Genomic DNA, 19,272 nt, shown 5'->3' with positions numbered 1-19,272 from the left:
CTCACTACTGCCGGTGACGTAACGAGGTCGAGGATGTACGTCGAGGAATTCCGCGCGAAAGGCCCTCTCACGGCCGAGATCGCCGAAGACCTGGCCTGGCTTCCGGGCGTGTCCCGTTCGTCGGTCACGATCAGCGGTAACGGGCACAGCGTGCATGCGCCCGTCCGGCCAGTGGCCTGGGACTTGCTGCGGATCGACTCCGGCACGGTGGTCACCGTCACCGTCGCCAACGGGCGCGGTGACGAGGACCGGCTGGCCATCCGCCAGTTCGTCGATCGCTTCCAAGCGTTGACCGGCAGTCCGGCCGCACGGTCGGCGGAACGTGCGGACGACGAGCCGAATGCGGCCGGAAAGCGCGGGTTCGGCCTGCGAAGTCTCGGATGGAGGACCGCTACCCCGCGCGGATCGCGGCCCTCCTGACCGTCACCGACCCGTTAGTCGGCGCGTTGCGGATCCGGCGGAGCACCGGCGCCGTCGAGCTTCCGCGCGAGATGGCGGCTCCGCCGGGAACGTCGGCGGGATCGCCCCGCGTGCAACGCGTTACGGTACGCGGCGGCTCATCAGATCGCTAAGTGCGGCCGTGTCGGTGGTGAGCGATCCTCCCGCGAATTCCAAGGTAGCGAGAGACCTTTCTGCGGCTTCCGGGTGGCCCGCGCCGCAAGCGTCGGGAACGACGATCGGCAGATAGCCCAGATCCAGGCTGTGCCGGACCGTCGGCTCGATACCCACCTCCATGGCGATGCCCGCGATGGCGTAGGTGTCGATGCCGCAGTCGCGTAGGGCGAAGTCCAGCGGCGTCGACGCGAACGCCGACATGGTGATCTTGTCGAACACCACCTCGTCCGGACCGGGCGTCAACTCGGGCACCAACTGGAACTGCGGTGAGCCCTGCGGAAAGCTGGAGCGCAGGGACGCCGGATCGTCCACCCGCTGCCAGGCCATCGCGGTGCGCAGCTGCGCGACACCCGAGGCCGGGACCGGCAGCGACATGTGCCGGGTGTAGAACACCCGGAAACCACCCGCCCGCGCGGCGTCGCGCAACCGCACGCACGCGCGCACGATCTGCTTCCCCTCCGGGATCTGCCGCACGATGCCGACCTGCATGTCGTAGATGAGCAGCGCCATCCGCGCGGGGTCGCAGGCGTCGGGCACGGTCTGCGGGATGCTCAGGCCGAAGGCGTTGCGCATGCTCACGCGGTCCGGTCGTACGGCTCGGCGACGTCGACGGCCGGGTCCATCAGCGCTTCCAGCGGCAACGGCGCCTGCACCGGCACGAAGGTCCACTCCAGGTACCCGGCCTTGGTGAGCGGGAAGTCGGCGACGTACTTGCGCGCCTGCTCGACGCTGTCGACCTCGAAAACGATGACTACGCCCGGCTCGTCGGCTCGCGCGTAGTTCTCCCGCACGATGCCCGCCTTCCACAGCCGCCACACGTTGGCGACTTCCTCGGGCAGGTACGGGTTGATCGTCTCCAGCGTGACGCCGGGCTTGAATCGGTCGAAAACGATGACCTTCATTGCTGTTTCGCTCCATGTCTGCCGTTGTCCATTTGAACGGCATCCATGGAATCGTGATGATTACAGTGTTACAAGAACGCACTTTTCGGTGAGTAGGTAGCCAGGAGGTCCGCCGCGTGCCCGACAAGCGCTACCAGTGCGCCGTGGAGGTGACCGTCGACCTGATCGGCGGCAAGTGGAAGCCGGTCATCCTGGCGCACCTCAAGGAGGGCGTGCACCGCTACGGCGAGCTGCGCAGGCGGATGAAGACCACCAGCGAGAAGATGCTGGTCCAGCAACTGCGCGAACTGGAAGCCGACGGCTTGGTCCGCCGCACCGTCTTCGACACGGTGCCCCCGCAGGTCGAGTACACCCTCACCGACGAAGGCCGCACCCTCGTGCCCGTCCTCACCGCGCTCTACGACTGGGGCGAACAGCGGGCGGCCCGCACCGGCCTCACCCTCGGTGCGTGAATCCGGCCGTGCGGAGGCGCAGGACCCGCGCGAGCGGAACCGTCACGCGCCGAAGACCCGCTCGACGACGGCCTTGGCCCGCCGGGTGACGCGCATGTAGTGGTCGAGGAATTCGCTGCCGTCGTCGTTGGGCCACCCCGCGACACGCGCGACGGCCGACAGCAGGCGGCCCGGCCCCGGGAGCTGGTCGCTCGGCTTGCCGCGCACCAGGACCAGGGCGTTGCGCGCGTTCGTCGCGGTCAGCCACGCGTCACGCAGCAGCGCCACGTCGTGGGCGTCCAGCAGCTCGGTCTGCTCGATCACGTCCAGCGTTTGCAGCGTGGAGGTGTTGTGCAGGCCGGGCACCTCGTGGGCGTGGCGCAGCTGCATCAGCTGGACCGTCCACTCGATGTCGGCCAGACCGCCGCGCCCTAGCTTGGTGTGCGTGGCCGGATCCGCGCCGCGGGGTAGTCGCTCCGCGTCCACCCGGGCCTTGATGCGCCGGATCTCGCGCACCGCGTCGGCCGACACACCGCCGTCCGGGTAGCGCACCTTGTCGACGACGTGCAGGAAGCGCACGCCGAGGCCCTCGTCACCGGCCACCTGGTGGGCGCGCAGCAACGCCTGCACCTCCCAGGGTTGCGCCCACTGCTCGTAGTAGGCGGCGTAGGCGGCCAGCGTGCGCACCAGCGCGCCGTTGCGCCCCTCCGGACGCAGCCCGGCGTCCACGTGCAGCGGCGGATCGGTGCTCGGCGCGCCGAGCAGCTGTTGCACACGGTCGGCCACCCCGATGGCCCATTTCACGGCCTTGGTCTCGTCCTCGCCCGGTCGCGGGTCGCAGACGAACAGCACGTCCGCGTCGGAGCCGTAGCCGAGTTCCATACCGCCGAGGCGGCCCATGCCGATCACCGCGATATCGGCGGGCGCGGGCGCACCCCGCTCCGCCTCGCTCGCCCGGATCACCGCGAGCAGCGACGCTTCCAGTACCGCGACCCACACCGACGACAGCGCCTGGCACACCTGCGGCACCTCGAGCATGCCGAGCAGATCGGCCGAGGCCACCCGCGCGAGTTCGTGCCTGCGCAGTGAGCGCGCCGCGGCAACCGCGCGCTTGGGGTCCTCGTAGCGGGCGGCGGCGGTGAGGATGCCGCGAGCCACCTCGTCGGGCTGCGGGCCCAGCAGCAGCGGGCCGCCGGGGCCGTCGGCGTACATCCGGATGGTCTCGGGCGCGTTGATCAGCAGATCGGGCAGGTACTCCGAGGAGCCGAGCACGATCATGAGCCGCTGCGCGATAGCCCCCTCGTCGCGTAGTTCGCGCAGGAACCAGATCTGGTCGGCGAGGCCCTCCGAGACCCGGCGGTAGGCCAGCAGGCCCGCGTCGGGATTCGGTGTGTCGCTGAGCCATTCCAGCAGCGTCGGCAGCAGCAGGGCTTGGATACGGCCTTTGCGGGACACTCCGCCGGTGAGCGCCTTCAGATGGCCGAGCGCGTGCTCCGGGGCCGCGTAGCCCAGGGCGGCCAGCTGCCGGATCGCGGCCTCGGGGCTCAGGCGCAGTGCGTCGGAATCCAGGCGCGCCACCGATTCCAGCAGCGGCCGGTAGAACAACTTGGCGTGCAATCGCCGCACCCGCACCGCATTCCGGCGGATCTCGCTGGTCAGCACACCGACCGCGTCCTGCCGGCCGTCGGGCCTGACGTGCGCGGCGCGAGCCAGCCACCGCATGCCCTCCTCGTCGTCGGCGGCGGGCAGCGTGTGGGTGCGGCGCAGCCGCTGCAACTGGAGCCGGTGTTCCAGCAGGCGCAGGAATTCGTAGGACGCGGTGAGATTGGCCGCGTCGTCGCGACCGACGTACCCGCCCGCGGCCAGCGCGGTCAGCGCCTCGACCGTGCCCTGCACGTGCAGCGTCTCGTCCACCCGCCCGTGCACCAATTGCAGGAGCTGCACGGCGAATTCGACATCGCGGAGGCTGCCGTGCCCGAGTTTGAGTTCACGCTCGCGCAGGTCGGCGGGCACCAGATCCTCCACCCGGCGGCGCATCGCCTGGACGTCGGCGACGAAGTCGGGACGCTCCGACGCCTGCCAGACCATCGGCATCAGCGCGGCGCGGTACCGCTCACCGAGCTCGAGATCACCGGTGGCCGGGCGGTTCTTCAACAGGGCCTGGAATTCCCACGTCCGTGCCCATCGCTTGTAGTAGGCGACGTGCGAATCCAGCGTCCGCACCAGCGCCCCGGCTTTGCCCTCCGGCCGCAGCGCCGCGTCGACCTCGAAGAACGCCTGGCCCGCCACGCTCATCAGCTCCGCGGCCAGGCGCGTGGCGGTGGCGTCGGCGGGTTCGGCGACGAACACCACGTCGACGTCGCTGACATAGTTCAGCTCGCGCGCCCCGCACTTGCCCATGGCGAGCACGCCCAGCCGCACCGGTACCGGCTCGTCCTTGCAGACCCGCGCCACGGCGACCGCGAGCGCCGCGGTCAGGGCGGCGTCGGCCAGGTCGGTGAGCTGCCTGCCGACCACCTGGTAGGGCAGCACGGGCTCGTTCTCCACGGTGGCCGCCAGGTCCAGCGCGGCCAGCAGCATCAATTGATCGCGGTACCGCCTGCGCAGCGACGCCACCACTTCGGGGCCGGAGATCCCGGCACGGAACAGCAGCGGCGACGCGTTCGGCCCCGGTTCGGGTTCCGCCTCGACCACCGCGAGCAGATCGGCGATCAGCTCGTCGCGCGCGGGCAATTCTTTGCGGCGCAGCACCTCCCAGGCCGACGGCTCTGCGACGAGGTGGTCGCCCAGCGCGCTGGACGAACCGAGCAGCGCGAACAGCCTGCCGCGCAGCGAGGTATCGGTGCGGATCGCCGAATCGACCGCCTGCCAATCGTTCCCGATGCTCTCCCGCAGCCGCATGAGCGTGCTCAACGCGAGGTCGGCGTCCGGCGCACGGGACAGCGCCCACAGCACGGGGATGCTCTCGACGTTGTCCCAGCCCAGCTCGCGCAGCGACGCGGCGGCGGACGGCTCGAGCAATCCGAGCCGACCGACACCGGGGACGGCGGAGCGCGCAGACGGGGGCCGGACCATGATTCTCAAATTACATGGCCGGAGCCGGGGGCACGCCGCCCCGGGACATCGCTCGGGTTACAACCCCAGGTATTCCTTGAGCTCGAACGGCGTGACCTGGCTGCGGTAGTCCGCCCACTCCCGGCGCTTGTTGCGCAGGAAGAAATCGAACACGTGCTCACCGAGGGTCTCGGCGACCAGTTCGGAGCGTTCCATCGCCTGCAACGCCTCGTCCAAGGTGCCGGGCAGCTCACGGAAGCCCATCGCGCGCCGCTCCGCGACGGTCAGCGCGAACACGTCGTCCTCCGCCTCCGGCGGCAGCGTGTAGCCCTTCTCGATGCCCCGCAAACCGGCCGCGAGCAGGACGGCGAAGGTCAGGTAGGGGTTGCACGCGGAATCCGGGCTGCGGATCTCGACGCGGCGCGAAGACGACTTGTTGGGCGTGTACATGGGCACGCGCACCAAGGCGGAGCGGTTGGACCGGCCCCACGAGGCCGCGGTGGGCGCCTCGCCGCCGTGGATCAGGCGCTTGTAGGAGTTCACCCACTGATTGGTGACCGCGCTGATCTCCGGGGCGTGCTCCAGGATGCCCGCGATGAACGCCCGCGCCGTCTCCGACAGATTCATCGGATCGTCGGGGTCGTGGAAGGCGTTGGTCTCGCCCTCGAACAGGCTCATGTGCGTATGCATTGCCGAGCCCGGGTACTCGGCGAACGGCTTGGGCATGAAGGTGGCGCGCACGCCCTCGTCGATGGCCACTTCCTTGATCAGGTAGCGGAAGGTCATCACGTTGTCGGCCATGGACAGCGCGTCGGCGTAGCGCAGGTCGATCTCCTGCTGGCCAGGAGCGCCCTCATGGTGGCTGAACTCCACGGAGATGCCCATGGACTCCAGCGCGTCGATGGCGTGGCGGCGGAAGTTCGGCGCCGAATCGTGCACGGCCTGGTCGAAGAAGCCGCCGCTGTCGGCGGGCACCGGCGCGCCGCCCTGCGGACCGTTCTCCAGCAGGAAGAACTCGATCTCGGGGTGCACGTAGCAGCTGAAGCCGACGTCGCCGGCCTTGTTCAGCTGGCGGCGCAGCACGTGGCGCGGGTCGGCCCAGGACGGCGACCCATCGGGCATGGCGATATCGCAGAACATGCGCGCGGAGTGCTGGTGGCCCTTGCTGGTGGCCCACGGCAGCACCTGGAAGGTGGACGGATCCGGCCGGGCGACCATGTCGGCCTCGGAGACGCGGGCGAAGCCCTCGATGGCCGAGCCGTCGAACCCGATACCCTCCTCGAAGGCGCCCTCCAGCTCGGCGGGCGCGATCGCGACGGATTTCAGGTAGCCCAAGACGTCGGTGAACCAGAGACGTACGAAGCGGATGTCCCGCTCTTCGAGCGTCCGCAGCACGAATTCCTTCTGGCGATCCATGCCCGCGAGCGTAAGCACCTGGCGTTAAATCTGTGTTACATACACGCTTAAGATTGCTGACCTGGATTTTTTCGGAAGACTCCGCACAGTCGGATCGTCCGGTTTGTGAGATTTTTCGCCCGCGCCGCGGGCGGCGTCACCCGCTGGCAACCGGAACCGCCTGGCTCAGCAGGTGAGGCCGGCAGCGGGTTCGGTCAGGTCGATCAGATAGGCGATGACCGCCTCGTCCACACACGGCACGCCCCCCGCGAGCGCCACCGTGTGCCGGTTGCCCTGGTAAGTGATCAACGCGGCGCCCAATTGCGCGGCCAAGTCGACTCCGGCCTGGTACGGCGTGGCCGGATCCTCGGTCGTGGACACCACCACCGTCTTCGGCAGACCCGTCACGGTGATGCGGTGCGGTTCACTCGTGTTCGGCACCGGCCAGGCGGTGCACAGCTCCAGCGGGGCCGCCCCGGTGGCGCGGCCGTCGTCCAGGAACGGCGCGGCCTTGCGGTACTCCGCGTCCTGGCGCGCGGTGACCTCGCGATCGCTGATGCGCGGGTCGTCCACGCACCGGATGGCGTTGAACGCGTCGGTGGTGTTGGAGTAACTGCCGTCGTCGCGGCGGCCGTCGTAGATGTCGGCCAGTGCCAGCAACGTGTCGCCGCGTCCGTCACGCAGTTCGGACAACCCCAGCGTGAGCACCTTCCACAGCTCGTCGGTGTAGAGCGCCTGGCGCACGCCGGTGAGCGCGTCACCGTAGGTCAGCCCCCGCGGGTCGGTGGTCGGGGCCGGCTTGTCCCACAGCGGGTTCACCAGCGCGCGGAAGCGCGGCACCGCCTGCGCCGGGTCCGGGCCCAGCGGGCAGTCCGGCTGCTTCGCGCAGTCCGCGGCGTAGGCGTCGAACACCTTCTGGAAGCCCGCCGCCTGCCGCAGCGACTCCTGCACCGGATCCTGCGAGGAGTCGATGGCGCCGTCGAGCACCATGGCACGCACCCGGTCCGGGAACTTCTCCGCGTACGCCGAGCCGATCTTCGTGCCGTAGGAGTACCCGACGTAGGTCAGCTTCGCGTCACCCAGCACCGCGCGCAGGACGTCGAGGTCCTGCACCACTTCGCGAGTGCCGACGTGCGCGAGGAAATCCTTCCCGGTGCGCTCGGCGCAGCGGTCGGCGTACTCGCGGTTGTCGGCCTCGGCGTCGGCGATGCCCTCCCTGGTGTAGTCCTCCTGCGGCTCGGCGCGCTCGGCGTCCTGCTCCTGCGGGGTCTGACAGACGATCGGCGGAGTGGAGGAGCCGACGCCGCGCGGGTCGAAACCGACCCGGTCGAAGCGCTCGGCCAGCGGCGTCTTGTTGGCGAGCGAGGACATGGCGAGCCCGGACTCCCCCGGTCCGCCCGGGTTCATCAGCAGCGAACCGACGCGCCGTCCGGTCGCCTGGATCCGGGACACCGCGATCTGCGCGGTCGGGCCGTCGGGCGCCGCGTAGTCCACCGGCACGGTGATCCGCGCGCACTGGGTGTTCGGAGGCAGTCGGTCGTCCGGGCCGCCGAAGTCGGCGCAGTCCCCCCACTGCACGGCCTGGCCGTAGAACTTCTCCAGTCCGGTGGGCGCGGCCGGCATCGGCTGCCCCGATTCGGTGCGGGTGACGGCGCATCCCGAGACCAGGACCGCGACCAAGGCCGGCACCGCCACCACGAGCACACCGCGCCTACCGCGCACCGTCGACATGCTCTCGATATTGCCACCGCGCGAACCCGGGCGCCGACCCGGGCGAACCCACGCGCCGCTGTGACCAATTGCACCGGTCATCGGCCTTAATCCGGCACCGTGGCGGGTGGCACACTGAATCTCGTCAGACAATCCCGGGGACCCGGACGGGCCCCGAGGCGACACAGACGAAAGGGACGATGATGTCCGTATCCGATTCGGAAACCCCTGCCTACGGTGCGGCGCCCGCCGAGTCCAAGAAACTCGCGCGCAAGACCAGGGTGCACCACCTGCAGCAGATGAAGGCCGACGGCGAGCGCTGGGCAATGCTGACCGCCTACGACTACTCCTCGGCGCGGCTGTTCGAAGAGGCAGGCATTCCCGTACTGCTGGTGGGCGACTCCGCGGCCAACGTCGTCTACGGCTACGACACCACCGTGCCGATCACCGTGGACGAGCTCATCCCGCTGGTGCGCGGCGTGGTGCGCGGCGCACCGCACGCGCTGGTGGTCGCCGACCTGCCGTTCGGCACCTACGAATCCTCCCCGCAACAGGCCCTGGCCACCGCCACCCGGTTCATGAAGGAGGGCGGGGCGCACGCGGTGAAGCTGGAGGGCGGCGAGCGGGTCGCCGAGCAGATCGCGGTGATCACCGCGGCGGGCATCCCGGTCATGGCGCACATCGGCTTCACCCCGCAGAGCGTGAACACCCTCGGCGGATTCCGGGTGCAAGGCCGGGGCGACGGCGCCGAGCAGCTGATCGCCGACGCCATCGCGGTCCAGGAGGCGGGCGCGTTCTCGGTGGTCATGGAGATGGTTCCGGCCGAGCTGGCCGGGCAGGTCACCCGCAAGCTGACCATTCCGACCGTCGGCATCGGCGCGGGCGCCGACACCGACGCGCAGGTGCTGGTCTGGCAGGACATGGCCGGCTACACCAGCGGCAAGACCGCGAAGTTCGTCAAGCGCTTCGCCAACGTCGGAGACGAGTTGCGCGCCGCCGCCGCCGCGTACGCCGACGAAGTGCGCCGGGGCACCTTCCCCGGCCCGGAGCACAGCTTCTGACCAGCGGCTGAGGAAACCGCGACCGGCCGGGCAGCGCGCACCCGTCACGCTGCCCGGCCGACCGCTGCGATCGCTCGCGCCTATCCGCGCTTGTCCCACTTGTGCTGCGCAGCCCCTGGCCCAGGGAGTATTTCGCGCGCCGACGGCGGACCGGGGGATGCGCCCGAAGCTGGGATCGCTATGGCCGATCGGCTCGCCCTGCATCCGTGGCGGACCGTGGAGCGAGCCCGCCGTCGACCGGGTACGCCAGGATCCGCTCGGCGAGCCGCGTGGGCGCTTGCGCTGAACTATTCCCAGCGCGAGCAGTCGGTTCGGGCCGGTCGGAGAAATCAATGGCAGACTCGATGCCGACAATACCGACACGACCAGAGGTACCGATGCCGTACAGCCGTTGGATTTCACGCAGCACCCTGCTGGTGGCGGGCGCTCTCGCCGCGGCGGCGTTGACCGCTTGCGGCAGCGAGACCAGCCCGGCCCCCACCGGCAGCTCGAGTTCGACCACGGCGTCGGCCACCGCCACGCCCGGCACGACCTCCGGCCGCGTCACGCCGGCCAGCCCGGACATCTCCGACGCGGCCGCGACCCAGCTGTGCGACATGATCCGGCCGGAGCTGTCCAACTGGCGCGTCCAGGGCGGGACCCTGGGCAAGATCGGGCTCAACGCCCTGGTGCACGAATGGGCGCTGCGCAACGGCGGCATCAACGCCGCGGTGCTGGGCGACAAGCAGATCGTCGACCGGGTCACCACGAAGAGCTGCCCGGACGTGCGTCAGCAGGCCGTTGAGGCGCTCGGCATCCCGGACCTGGCCTCCGGTCTGGCGTTCTGATCCGGCCGGCCCCGATGCGCACCCTCTACCCCGAGATCGAGCCCTACGACTCCGGCATGCTGGCGGTCGGCGACGGCCAGTCGGTGTACTGGGAAGTCAGCGGCAACCCGCACGGCAAGCCGGTGGTGTTCCTGCACGGCGGTCCCGGCGGCGGCACCGTGCCGACGCACCGGCGCTTCTTCGATCCGGCCGTCTACCGCGTCGCGCTGTTCGACCAGCGGGGTTGCGGCCGCTCCACTCCGCACGTGGCCGACGGCGCGAGTCTGGAGCACAACACCACCGGGCACCTGATCGCCGACATCGAGGCGCTGCGCGAGCATCTGGCCGTGGAACGCTGGCAGGTGTTCGGCGGCTCCTGGGGTTCCACCCTCGCGCTGGCCTACGCGCAGCGGCATCCCGACCGCGTGACCGAACTGGTGCTGCGCGGCATCTTCCTGTTGCGCCGCAAGGAGATCGACTGGTACTACAACGGCGCGGCGGGTTACGTCTACCCGGACGAGTGGGAGAAGTTCCTCGCGCCGGTGCCAGAGGACGAACGCGAGCAGGATCTGGTCGAGGTCTACCACCGGCTGCTGCACTCGCCCGACGAAGAACTCGCGCGCGCGGCCGCGATCGCCTGGTCCACCTGGGAGGGCGCGACGAGTTCGCTGCTGCCGCATCCGGATCGGGTGGCCGAGACGGCCGAGCCCCGGTTCGCGCTGGCCTTCGCCAGAATCGAGAACCATTACTTCCGCAATGGCGGCTTCCTCGAGGAAGGCCAGCTGCTGCGCGACATCGCCGCCATCACGCACATTCCCGCCGTGATCGTGCAGGGCCGCCACGACATCGTCTGTCCGGCGGTCAGCGCGTGGGACCTGCATCGGGCTTGGCCCGGGTCGGTCCTGCACATCGTCGACGACGCCGGGCACGCGGCGAACGAGCCCGGCATCGTCCATCACCTGGTGGAAGCGACCGACCGATTCGCGAAAGCGGAGGCGCGCGCGGTGACCACGGCCGCGGACGCGCTGATCGGCGCGTTGCGCGACGACATCGACCGGCTGTCGGCCGCCGAGCCGGAGGTCCGCGCCGACGCCGAGGATTCGGTGCACCAGATGCGGGTGGCCACCCGCAGACTGCGCAGCGTGCTGCGGTCCTACGGCTCCCTGCTGGCCAAGAAACCGGCCGCCGCGATGAACGCCGAACTCAAGTGGCTGGCCGGATTGCTCGGCGAGGCGCGCGACGCCGAGGTGCGCGCCGATCGGTTCGCCGCGCTGCTGGCCGAGCACGGCGAGCGGGCCGACCCGGCCGCCCTCGACGCGGTCACCGCGCGTCTGGTGAACGCCGAGCGGGATCGCTATCGTGCCGCGCACGACGAGGTCTTGGCCGCGTTGGACGGCGAACGCTACCGCGCGCTGCGCGAAGAACTGCTCCGGTGGCGCACCGACCCGCCGTTGCGGCACTCCCGCGCCGAGGCGCTCGCGACGGACGTCTTCGAGCAGGTGCTGCGGCGCGATCTCGACCGCGTGGCCGCCCTGGTCCGCGCCGAGCCCAGCGTGGACCCGCACGAACGGGTCGAGCTGCTGCACGATATCCGCAAAAGCGCCAAGCGTTTACGGTATTCGTGCGAGGCGGCCGAGCAGGTGATCGGCGCGGATGCCGCCGATCGCGGCAGCCGCGCGAAGAAGTTGCAGACCGTGCTCGGCGACCATCGGGACGCGGTGGAGTCGCACGAAGCGATCGTGCGCCGGGCCGCCGAAGCCGCCGCCGCGGGCGAGGACGCGAGCCTCTACGACATTCTCGCGGCCGCGGAGGACGCTGCCGCCGGTCGTGAACTGAGCCGCTATCCGGCTACCGCGGCCGCGGTAGCCGGATGAGCCACGGGGAACGGATCGTCGCGTCGGGCACCGCCGACGGGCGGCCCACCACCCGGCTTGCGCGCGTACCCGTTCACGCCGGATAGGCGAAAGACACCTTCCGCTCCCTCGGGTCCGCCGACACCAATCGCACCCGCACGGTCTCCCCTTCCGGCGGCTGACCAGCGCACGGGCCGAGCACCGGCGGATCAGCGATGAAGACCACCGCGGGCCGGTTGCCGTTGGCCTCGCGCACCACCACGGCGTCGAACTCCGCACCGGTCCGTGGCGCCAGCAAGGTGGACTCGGTCAGGTCGATGCAGGCGCGTTCGATCTTGCTCGCGACGCCGTCGCTGCGCCGCATGGCCTCGGCCGCGCTCGCCAGGCCGTCCCGCACCCAGCGCGGCACCTCCGCGCCCGCGCACCTGGCCAGGCAGATCTCGGTCGCGAACCGGTCCGACAACCGCCGCAGCGGGGCGGTGACGTGCGCATACGGAGCGCCGATCGCACTGTGGCGCAGCATCTCGGGTGCGGGCGGCTCGTCCGCCACGCCGTCGACGACGGTGTAGGAGGCGCCGCGCAGCAGGGTGGTCGCCTCGGACATCAGCACCAGCGCGGCGGGAGTGTTCGGGTCCAGCCGGGCCAGCATCCGCCCGACCGCTTCGCCGGCGGGCCAGGCCACGTCCAGCGCCTGCGCGGTCCGGCGCATCGAATCGATCGCGGCCTCGGCGGGCGGCGGCATGGTGCGCAGCAGCGCGACCCGCTGCGCGGCGGGCGCGTCCGCGTTCAGCATGATCTGCGCCGCGCACATGCCGGTCAGCAGGGAGACCTGCTCGTTCCAGTCGTCGGCGGCGGTGCGCGGCTGCACCACCAGCCGCCAGTGCCCGTCGGCGCGCTCGTCCTCGACCACGGCTTGTGCGGGCAGCCGCAGCCCGATCGCGCCGCGCGCCAAGCCCGCCTCGATGCGCCGCGTGCCGAATTCCGGCAGGGCCGCGATCGACGGATGCAGCCGACCGGCCTCGGCGTCGGCCTGCACGCGGAAGTAGTCGAGCCGGGCCCGGGAGCGCACCAGCGCCCGGACCACCGTGCACCGCACCGGCTCGGCCCGCTCGTCGAGTTCGATGGTCCACAGCGCGGCCGGGCGCGCCCGGTCGGGAAGCAGGCTCGCGGACCCCTCCGACAAGACGCGCGGGTGCAGCGGCACGGCGCCGTCGGGAAGATAGAAAGTCTGGCCCCTGGCGACGGACTCTTTGGCGAGTGCGCCGTCGGGCGGGATCACGGCGCCCACGTCGGCGATGGCGTAGTGCACGATGAAACCGCCGGGGGTGCGCTCGATGTGCAGGGCCTGGTCCAGATCCATGGCCCCGGGTGGGTCGATCGTCACGAACGGGATGTCCGTGCGATCGACCCGGGCGCCCGCGAACGCGTCCACCGCGTCGCGGGCCTCCGTGCCTGCCTCGGCGGGATACGCCGAGGCCAGGCCGAACTCGGAACGTATGGCGCCGAAATCGACCGGCGCCGAGACGATCCGCTGGTGCAGTTCCACGCTTCGGCGCCGGTCCTACTGCAGCGCCAGCATGGTGCCGTTCAACTGGTCGAACGGCCCGTAGACGGTGAAGGTGACCCGGCCACCAGGCACCGAGGACGACACCTCGGCCGCCGCGTCCAACGCCTGACCGAACGAGGCAGCCGAGGGATGCGGCAGCCCGGCGATGGCCAGGCCGACGTTGTTCTGGTGCACGAATACCGTGTCGGCGGGACTGAGGTCGACCTGAACCCCACCCGGCAGCGGGGTCACCGCGACCGCGCCGGCGGAACCCGCACCCAGCACCGCGAAAATCGAAGCGGCGCCTGCGACCAATGCGCCGGCGACCATGGAGCGAACTACTCGCATATGTGTTGAGACCTGCTTTCCCGCGTCAGAAGTATGAATAGCCCGGTGCTGCCCTGCACCGCGCATTGCCAACGGCGACTACTTTATGACGTCGATCACGATCTGGGCCAGTTCCGCCCGAATCGGACACACCGGAATCTCGCTCGACGGCATGAGCGCTCTCACGCTGCTAACGTGGCCCGCCGTGACGGGCGTCGCGATCGCCCGCGCCTTGGAAATGTCCCGTACGTCGACAATTGGGAGCTCCACACCTATGTCATCGATTTTGTTCGACTACTTGTTGCCGCTGCTCGGCCCCGAGCAGGCCGCGTACTGGGCTCAGGTTTTCGTGATCAACCCGGTCTGACCGCGCGATTGTTCTCCCACTACTCGTCGCCTCCCGTTCACCTGACGGGAGGCGACGGTAGTTGTCGGCGGCTAGCATCCCGCTGCGTGATCAGAACTACCGCCGCGCTCGCGGCCAGCGCCACCCTCTTCGCCCTGCTCCTCACCGGTTGCGGCGGCGACAAGACCAGCGATGCCACCTCCCCCGCCACCACGACGGCGGCGCAGGCGGCCGCCCAGGTCGACAATGTGAAAGCGGGCGCGTTCGTCGTCAGCTTCCGCGGCGCGTTCCCCAAGCTGGCCGACGGCAAGGACGACGCGAAGATCGCGAACATCCTTTCCGAAACGTGCGGTGACATCAAAGCGGGCAAATCCGAGGACGACGTCGTCAAGAACATCACCAAGCGCGCAGGCGGCGCCACCCAGCCCAGCACCGAGGAAGCCAAGGCGATCTACCAAATGGCCAAACTCATGTGCTGACCCCGCTCCTTTCCGGCGTGCTTCGCACACCCGCCGATTCCTCGCACCGCGTACACCGGGTGAGGAATCGAGCCGGTGTGCGAAGCAGGCCGTAGCGGGCGGACGAGTTGGTCTGTAAGCCGGATCCTGTCCCCGGCCGTGTGGCCGGGGGGCGACCATCCATCTGGGCACTCCGTCGCCGGGTACCTCGAGCGGTCCACCCGCAAGCTCGGGCGAGCAGCCCTCGAACGCCTGCGCAGCCGCACCGCCTGCGGTGCGACCTTCGACCTTGCTCCGGGCGGGGTTTACCTAGCCGCCCCGGTCACCCGGGGCGCTGGTGCGCTCTTACCGCACCGTTTCACCCTCACCGCACGGCCCGCGAAGGCCGTGGGCGGTCTGTTTTCTGTGGCACTTTCCCGCGGGTCACCCCGGGTTGCCGTTAGCAACCGCCCTGCTCTGTGGAGTCCGGACTTTCCTCGGCGCCGGGCGGCGGCACCACAGTGCCCGTTCCCAGCGCCGCGGCCGCCCGACCAACTCGTCCGCGAGAACAGGATACTGGGTACGGTTGGTGGCCATGGAACGTGTCGAGGTCGGCTTCCCTTCCGGAAGCGAACAGTGCGCGGCGTGGCTATATCGCCCGGACGGCGCACCCAAACCCCGCCCGCTAGTGGTGATGGGACACGGCTTGGGGGCCAATCGGGAAATGGGACTGGATCGGTACGCGCGGCGCTTCGCCGCCGCGGGGATGGCGGTCCTGGCATTCGACTATCGGCACTTCGGCGCGAGCCAGGGCACACCGCGCCAGTTGCTGAGCATCGCGCGGCAGCGCGAAGACTGGCATGCCGCCATCGCGTACGCGCGCACGCTGCGCGGCATCGACGCGACCAGGATCGCGTTGTGGGGCACGTCGTTCGGCGGAGGACACGTGCTGTCGGTCGCGCCCGACGACGCCTACATCGCGGCCGTGGTCGCACAGGTGCCGTTCACCAGCGGACTGTCCTCGGCGCTCGCCAAAGGACCGATCAGCACGATCAAGGTGGCCACCATCGCGGCCACCGACCTGCTGCTCGGGCCGATCCGGCGCAAGCCGATCGGCATCCGGCTCGCCGGACGCAAGCGCGCCGCGGCGCTGATGAGCGCGCCGGACGTGCCGGAAGGCTTCCGCAGGCTGACCGACGAGAGCGAGACCTACGAGCCGAAAGTGGCCGCGCGCGTGGCGTTCTCCGCACTCTTCGACGCGCCGGGGCGACGCGCGAAGGCGCTCAAGATGCCGGTGCTGTACGCGCTGTGCGACGACGACTCCGTGGCGCCGGTGAAATCGGCGCTGCGCGCCGCCGAACGCACCAAGCACGCGGTGGTGAAGCGTTATCCGGCCGGGCATTTCGACATCTATTTCGACGAGGTCTTCGAGAAGACCGTCTACGACCAGACGGAATTCCTGGTGTCGGTGCTGCGCCCCTAGCCGTTCGTGGCCCGGCTCGGTAGCCGGGCCACCCATCCGATGGCGTATCATGTTGTCGAGATAGATCCCGGGCATTGCGCCCTCGGTGATGGCCCCGATGCGCCGCGAAGCATCGTCTTCATGAATTTCTTTCTCTGCCAAGGGAAGGCCTTTCCCGTTTCCGTATGAGCGCCCCGCGGCTGCGCACCCGCCCGGAATTGCGCGGACAGCGCCGCAGGCGTGCCCATGGCTGCTGGAACCATTTGCTCGTCGCCCCGCTGTGGCCCAAACACAGCGCCAATCTGGGCACGCTGCTGCGCACCTGCGACGCCGTCGGGGCATGCCTGGCTGTTCCGCGCCTGCCGTGGGTGCCCGACGCGCTGGCGCACGGCAACACATTGCGGCACCGGTCCTGCGTGCACTGGATCGAGGGACGGGTACAGCGGTGGCTCGCCCGGCAACGAGACGGCGGCTCGGCGATCGTCGGGGTCGAACTGACCGACGAATCCATCCGTTTGGCCGACCTGCCCGCCGCCCGGCGGCGCACCGTCGTGGTCCTCGGTCACGAAGTCAGCGGGATTCCCCCGGAAGGGCTCGAATTGACCGACGTCACCGTCGAGATCCCGATGGTGGGCACCGGACACAGCCTCAACGTGGCGGTCGCCGGATCCCTGGTGCTGTACAAGCTCGCCGGGCTGTGTTGAGCCGCGCCGCGGCCGCCGACGCGCTGGACCGCGCCGCGACGGACACCTCGCGACTGCGGCCCGTCGAGCCGGACGGCTGAAGCTGTCGGTGCCCGGCGCTACCGTTGCGGCCCATGCATTCCGCTACCGCCGCGGTCGCCGAGATCGTGCATCGGATCGTGCCCCTCGACGAACTCGAGCAGCGGCACATCGACACCACGCTGGCCTGGCTCGCGTCGACCGACGACATATTCCGCCGGGTGAAACCTGCGACGCCACCGCGGCACCTGGTTTCCTATGTCGTGCTGGTCGATCCGAAGGCAAGGGCGGTGTTGCTCGGCAAGCATCGCCTCGCCGGGCTGTGGCTGCCGACCGGAGGACACGTCGACCCCGGCGAGCATCCGCTCGAGACCGCGCGGCGCGAAGCGGCCGAGGAGATCGGCGTCGAGGCGCGGTTCGACGTCGTGGGGCAGGATCCGCTGTTGGTCACCGTCACCACCACCGTCGGCTCGGGCAGCGCGCACGAGGACGTCAGCCTCTGGTACGTCATCCGTGGTGACCGCACCGGCGGCCACACCCTCGATCCGCGCGAGTTCGACGGTTCGCGCTGGTGCGACGTCGACGGATTCGCCCTGCCCGACGCCGACCCTCACTTCGGACGTTTCCTGACCAAACTCGACATCGCGCTGCGACGAGCCGCCGACTGAGACCGTCTCGAGTCGACGGACCGGGCCGATGCTGTCACCATGGCGCGAATGATTGTGAGGCTTGCGCGCGAGGACGACCTCGCCGGATTCGTCGAACTGGCGGGGCAGGTCGAGCACTGGTTCGGTGCGGCGGCCGACGACGCCGGGTTTCGTGCCGCGGTGTTGCGGCACGTCCAGCGGGGGACGGCGCTCGTCGCCCGGTCCGCGGGAGCGGAGGTGCTCGGCGGCCTGATGTTCGGCGCGAAGCCGCCGGTGTATCGGGTGCACTGGCTGGTGGTCGCGGAGCAGGCGCGCGGGCACGGCATCGGCCGGGCGTTGACCACGGATGCGATCCGCCGGTTCGTGCTCGGCCCCGGCACGCTCGAGGCGATCACCTTCGGGCCCGATCATCCCGGCGCGGCGTCGAGCGGCGCGCGGGCGTTCTACCAGAATCTGGGGTTCCATCCCGCCGAAGGCGCGGCTGCCGGGCCGGACGGCGGTTCCCGGCAGGTCTATCGACGTCGCGTGTGACGCGGGTCAGCGGCCGCGGAACGCGCGCCAGAAGATGAAGGCGAGGACCGAGGCGGGTATCGCGGCGAGGATGGGCTTGTCGCGGAAGGTTTCCAAGAGTGTGCGGCCCGGACGGCTCACCGGTCCGGGAACTCCCGCCGCGCCCCGTTCGGCTGCGGTGGCGGCATCCGCCTGCACCTGCTCGGCGCGCTCGGTAGCGCGGCGCACGGACTCCGCGATCGGTGTGTCGTGCCAGCTGTCGTCCGCGGCCGACGATCGCGCGAATTCCGGCTCCACCTTTCCAGCCGCCGCGGTATCGCCCGGCACCGCAGCGGTGGCCTCCGGGAACTGCGCCGAACTCACCGTCTCCGGCTCCCCACCCGCACCCGCAGAACCGCCCGGCTTCGCAGCCGTAGCCTCCGGGAACTGCGCCGAACTCACCGTCTCCGGCTCCCCACCCGCACCGGCGGCACGACCGCTCTCCGCGACCTGCGCCGCATCGCCCGTGTCCGGTTCGGTCTTCCGCGCTTCGGCGCCGCTCGCCCCCGCGGGCGCGTCCGTCGTTCCCCGTGCCGTGCCCGGCTCGGCGTCCCCATTCGCTCCGGCGGCCGCACCGTGGGACAGCCGCGCCGCGTCGTCCGGCCCACCGGAGAACTCCGGCGTGCCCGTTGCGTCGTCGGTCCCCTTGTCCGCGGGTTTGCGATCGTTCATCGCTGTCTCCTGTCCTCGGCGTCGCGATGCGGGACGGATGTCTCGGCTGCCGTCGAGGCCCGGATACCCGGGGGATGGGTGGGCAAACCGGACTCGAGCGGGCGCCACTCCATCTCGAATTCCTGTCGTGGGTCGCCCGGGGCGACGGGCCCGCTCACCCCGGTCCGCACGAAGCCGTTGCGCAGGTAGAGCCGCTCGGCGAAGGCATTGTGCTCGACGAACTCCAAGCGCACCACCCGGTGCCCGCCGGCCACTGCCCAGTCGAGCACCGCGCGGACCAGGCGGTCGGACACACCGGTTCCCCGCGCCCGGGGCGCCACCCACATCGAGATCAGGTGCACGCCACCGCGTTCCAAATCGAGCATGCCCGCGACGGTCCCCAGCTCGGCACCGCCCGACTCGGCCACGAATTGCGCCCGATCCGACAGCGCGTGCCGCCATTCGGACTCGGTGCGAGCCTGCGCCTCGGCCAACGTGGTGCCGAAGAACTGCGGCGCGTCGGCCAGCGTCGCGAGCCGGACGCGCCGGAACACCGCCCAGTCGTCGGGAGCGAGCAACCTGATCTCGGGTGTGTAGACGTCCACCGGGACTTCTCTACGTGCTCGGCGTCGGCGTGCGCAACGGATTTCCGGCACGCCGACGAGACCGGAGTCGCTGTCGAGTCACCACGATCGCCACATCGGCGAGCGGGAAGCGAATCGTGGTGATCTCCGGCTCGGAAAGGCGTCCTGTCGGTC

General features: G+C 70.3%; 19 protein-coding genes, 1 other RNA gene and 1 pseudogene. 11 read left to right on the top strand and 10 right to left on the bottom strand.

What is annotated here, in order from left to right:
* Positions 1-33 precede the first annotated feature (33 nt).
* Positions 34-420: a hypothetical protein gene (locus tag HOV91_RS04080; RefSeq protein ID WP_174184069.1), complete on the top strand. Its 387-nt coding sequence runs from the start codon at positions 34-36 to the stop codon at positions 418-420.
* A gap of 120 nt (positions 421-540) precedes the next feature.
* On the opposite strand, the gene HOV91_RS04075 is transcribed toward HOV91_RS04080, so the two are convergent.
* Complete coding sequence (locus HOV91_RS04075) at positions 541-1,188, bottom strand: cysteine hydrolase family protein (RefSeq protein WP_174184119.1); 648 nt, start codon at positions 1,186-1,188, stop codon at positions 541-543.
* A 2-nt stretch (positions 1,189-1,190) separates the two neighbouring features.
* Positions 1,191-1,517, bottom strand: a complete 327-nt coding sequence (locus tag HOV91_RS04070; protein WP_043722338.1) for a YciI family protein — start codon at positions 1,515-1,517, stop codon at positions 1,191-1,193.
* A gap of 116 nt (positions 1,518-1,633) precedes the next feature.
* Between HOV91_RS04070 and HOV91_RS04065 the strand changes: the two genes are divergently transcribed.
* On the top strand, positions 1,634-1,969 hold the full coding sequence (locus tag HOV91_RS04065) for a winged helix-turn-helix transcriptional regulator (protein WP_174184068.1): 336 nt from the start codon (positions 1,634-1,636) through the stop codon (positions 1,967-1,969).
* A gap of 42 nt (positions 1,970-2,011) precedes the next feature.
* Here the strand turns inward: HOV91_RS04065 and HOV91_RS04060 are convergent, their stop codons facing one another.
* From HOV91_RS04060 to HOV91_RS04050, 3 genes are all read right to left on the bottom strand, one after another.
* Positions 2,012-5,023 (bottom strand): bifunctional [glutamine synthetase] adenylyltransferase/[glutamine synthetase]-adenylyl-L-tyrosine phosphorylase, encoded by a 3,012-nt coding sequence (locus HOV91_RS04060; protein ID WP_174184067.1) that lies wholly within the window; start codon positions 5,021-5,023, stop codon positions 2,012-2,014.
* Between the two features lie 57 nt (positions 5,024-5,080).
* Positions 5,081-6,418: a glutamine synthetase family protein gene (locus HOV91_RS04055; RefSeq protein ID WP_174184066.1), complete on the bottom strand. Its 1,338-nt coding sequence runs from the start codon at positions 6,416-6,418 to the stop codon at positions 5,081-5,083.
* A gap of 165 nt (positions 6,419-6,583) precedes the next feature.
* Positions 6,584-8,128, bottom strand: a complete 1,545-nt coding sequence (locus HOV91_RS04050) for an alpha/beta hydrolase (protein WP_174184065.1) — start codon at positions 8,126-8,128, stop codon at positions 6,584-6,586.
* Positions 8,129-8,310: 182 nt separating this feature from the next.
* Here HOV91_RS04050 and panB point away from each other — a divergent pair, with 182 nt between their 5' ends.
* From panB to HOV91_RS39690, 4 genes and pseudogenes are all read left to right on the top strand, one after another.
* Positions 8,311-9,168: a 3-methyl-2-oxobutanoate hydroxymethyltransferase gene (gene panB / locus HOV91_RS04045; protein WP_174184118.1), complete on the top strand. Its 858-nt coding sequence runs from the start codon at positions 8,311-8,313 to the stop codon at positions 9,166-9,168.
* Between the two features lie 377 nt (positions 9,169-9,545).
* On the top strand, positions 9,546-9,995 hold the full coding sequence (locus tag HOV91_RS04040) for a hypothetical protein (protein ID WP_174184064.1): 450 nt from the start codon (positions 9,546-9,548) through the stop codon (positions 9,993-9,995).
* Positions 9,996-10,009: 14 nt separating this feature from the next.
* Positions 10,010-10,957 (top strand): annotated as a pseudogene (gene pip / locus HOV91_RS39695) (prolyl aminopeptidase); the annotation flags it as partial.
* Positions 10,937-11,848: a CHAD domain-containing protein gene (locus HOV91_RS39690; protein ID WP_312884459.1), complete on the top strand. Its 912-nt coding sequence runs from the start codon at positions 10,937-10,939 to the stop codon at positions 11,846-11,848. The pseudogene pip and the gene HOV91_RS39690, both read left to right, overlap by 21 nt.
* Positions 11,849-11,921: 73 nt before the next feature.
* Here HOV91_RS39690 and HOV91_RS04025 read toward each other — a convergent pair whose 3' ends face one another.
* Entirely contained in the window at positions 11,922-13,373 is a 1,452-nt protein-coding gene (locus HOV91_RS04025) for an RNB domain-containing ribonuclease (protein WP_174184063.1), read from the bottom strand.
* A 15-nt stretch (positions 13,374-13,388) separates the two neighbouring features.
* The gene (locus HOV91_RS04020; protein WP_246349801.1) at positions 13,389-13,703 is read right to left on the bottom strand and encodes a hypothetical protein; all 315 of its coding nucleotides are present in this window, start codon (positions 13,701-13,703) and stop codon (positions 13,389-13,391) included.
* Between the two features lie 450 nt (positions 13,704-14,153).
* Here HOV91_RS04020 and HOV91_RS04015 point away from each other — a divergent pair, with 450 nt between their 5' ends.
* Positions 14,154-14,525, top strand: coding sequence for a hypothetical protein (locus HOV91_RS04015; RefSeq protein ID WP_174184061.1), 372 nt, complete (start codon positions 14,154-14,156; stop codon positions 14,523-14,525).
* A 99-nt stretch (positions 14,526-14,624) separates the two neighbouring features.
* Here HOV91_RS04015 and rnpB read toward each other — a convergent pair.
* Positions 14,625-15,042: RNase P RNA component class A (gene rnpB, locus HOV91_RS04010), an RNA gene on the bottom strand.
* 36 nt (positions 15,043-15,078) lie between these two features.
* On the opposite strand from rnpB, the gene HOV91_RS04005 reads away from it, so the two are divergent.
* From HOV91_RS04005 to HOV91_RS03990, 4 genes are all read left to right on the top strand, one after another.
* Positions 15,079-15,966: an alpha/beta hydrolase gene (locus HOV91_RS04005; protein WP_174184060.1), complete on the top strand. Its 888-nt coding sequence runs from the start codon at positions 15,079-15,081 to the stop codon at positions 15,964-15,966.
* Between the two features lie 164 nt (positions 15,967-16,130).
* Positions 16,131-16,649, top strand: a complete 519-nt coding sequence (locus HOV91_RS04000) for a TrmH family RNA methyltransferase (RefSeq protein WP_174184059.1) — start codon at positions 16,131-16,133, stop codon at positions 16,647-16,649.
* A 113-nt stretch (positions 16,650-16,762) separates the two neighbouring features.
* Positions 16,763-17,335: an NUDIX hydrolase gene (locus HOV91_RS03995; protein ID WP_174184058.1), complete on the top strand. Its 573-nt coding sequence runs from the start codon at positions 16,763-16,765 to the stop codon at positions 17,333-17,335.
* A gap of 48 nt (positions 17,336-17,383) precedes the next feature.
* Positions 17,384-17,845: a GNAT family N-acetyltransferase gene (locus HOV91_RS03990; protein WP_174184057.1), complete on the top strand. Its 462-nt coding sequence runs from the start codon at positions 17,384-17,386 to the stop codon at positions 17,843-17,845.
* A 6-nt stretch (positions 17,846-17,851) separates the two neighbouring features.
* Here the strand turns inward: HOV91_RS03990 and HOV91_RS03985 are convergent, their stop codons facing one another.
* Together HOV91_RS03985 and HOV91_RS03980 are read right to left on the bottom strand one after the other, a co-directional pair.
* Positions 17,852-18,535 (bottom strand): hypothetical protein, encoded by a 684-nt coding sequence (locus HOV91_RS03985; RefSeq protein ID WP_174184056.1) that lies wholly within the window; start codon positions 18,533-18,535, stop codon positions 17,852-17,854.
* On the bottom strand, positions 18,532-19,119 hold the full coding sequence (locus tag HOV91_RS03980) for a GNAT family N-acetyltransferase (protein ID WP_174184055.1): 588 nt from the start codon (positions 19,117-19,119) through the stop codon (positions 18,532-18,534). Before HOV91_RS03980 ends, HOV91_RS03985 begins: the two co-directional genes overlap by 4 nt.
* Between the last annotated feature and the right edge of the window lie 153 nt (positions 19,120-19,272).

This window comes from Nocardia barduliensis, from assembly GCF_013315795.1.
GTDB classification, from domain to species: Bacteria; Actinomycetota; Actinomycetes; order Mycobacteriales; family Mycobacteriaceae; genus Nocardia; species Nocardia barduliensis.
This window is presented reverse-complemented; position numbering and strand designations above follow the sequence as displayed.